Source organism: Clostridia bacterium (assembly GCA_036562685.1).
Taxonomy (GTDB): domain Bacteria; phylum Bacillota; class Clostridia; order Christensenellales; family DUVY01; genus DUVY01.
Genome location: DATCJR010000076.1, coordinates 1 through 1,640, shown reverse-complemented (window position 1 = coordinate 1,640; position 1,640 = coordinate 1). Strand labels below are relative to the sequence as shown.

General features: G+C 34.6%; 1 protein-coding gene. It reads left to right on the top strand.

The window, feature by feature from the left end; genetic code table 11:
• Window positions 1-21 precede the first annotated feature (21 nt).
• The coding region (locus VIL26_03290; GenBank protein ID HEY8389956.1) for a UvrD-helicase domain-containing protein at window positions 22-1,640 on the top strand (1,619 nt) is incomplete at its 3' end.

Genomic DNA, 1,640 nt, shown 5'->3' with positions numbered 1-1,640 from the left:
GGCAGCGGAAAAACCACTATAATGATTGAACGCATTGTTGCTCTCATAACAAACAAAGAAGTAAGCGTTGATAATATTTTGGTTACTACATTTACCAATGCCGCCGCCCTTGAAATGAAAAACAAGCTGATAAAACGGCTTACTGACGCGCTTAATAACTCTCATGAAAAAAGCTATCTCTTAGAACAGCTTGATTTGGCTGAATCAGCAAAAATATGCACCTTGCATTCTTTTTGTACTGATTTAATAAAAAAATATTATTATGTTGTAGGCGTTGATCCTGCTTTTACCATAATTGAAGATGTTGCGGCCGAATTAAAAAAGGCTGCAGCTATAAAAAAAGTGTTCGAAGAGTATCTAGAAAAAGGCGACAGCGTTTTTCTTAATTTATATGACATCTTCACTAGACGCAGAAAAGATGAAACCTTAGCGCAGTATGTTATCAAAATCCACACCTTTTATCGCACTTTGCCCAAAAGCTCAAATTGGCTCAACTGCCCGCCCTGCCCTGATGCTGTTGACAGATACATTAAAGAATATAAAGATTTGGCCGACGATTATTTTAGTTCATGCGCCCAAAAGATCAAACAGCAAGCGCAAAACCTTGGCTATGAACCGAGTATAAGCGTAGCAAATTGTGTAATTGAAGGCGTAAAAACTGGAATTTTTCCTGACAGAATGCCAGCTTTGAGAAAGCCCAAAGATATTGACACCGCAACCGAATATCTTATAGAAAAGACCAAAAATATGTCGCAGGACGCAAAAAAGTTTTATTCTGCTTTTTATGAGAACCTGCAAGATTGTGATGAATATAATAATGAACTCAAAACCAAACTGCTTGAAATAGTTAACAGCTTTGAAGAAAAATATCAAGCATTAAAGCAAGAAGATTTTGAATTGGATTACTCTGATTTGGAACATTATGCTTATGATATTTTGTCCAATGATGCAGTAAAAGAAGAAATTAAGCAAAAATATCATTATGTATTTGTGGACGAATACCAAGACATCAATCACATGCAGGAAAAAATAATAAGCATGCTGGATCAGTCTGTGCTGTTTATGGTGGGAGACATCAAGCAAAGCATTTATCGTTTTAGATTGTGCAATCCGGATATATTTATTAATAAATACAATAATTACAAAACATTAAACGATCCTAATAATCTAGCTATTGACCTAAACGACAACTTCCGTTCGGTAAAGTCTATTTTGGATTTTAACAATGAAATCTTTTCAAGAATAATGACCAAAAAATTGGGTGCTGTGGATTATGATAAAGACGCAAGATTTAATTCAAATAACTTTGATATAGAATGCAATTATCCTGCTGTCAATGTTGTAATAGCCCAAATGCCCAAAGCGGAAAAAGCAGAGCCCACAGAAATATACAGCGTAAAAAACCATAAGTTTACATCAGTTATTTCAGATGCCAAAGCTGAAGCGGATATTATCATTAACGAAATAGCAAGGATAAGACAAGACGGCAGAATACAAAAAGAACTCAACGGTAAGAAGATAATTACTCCGCCTGATTTTGGCGATATTGTAATACTTTTTAGATCGCTAAAAAACAAATCTTTTGAAATAATCAATGAAATTTCCAAAGTCTATCCTGTTATCAGCAATATAGAAACAGA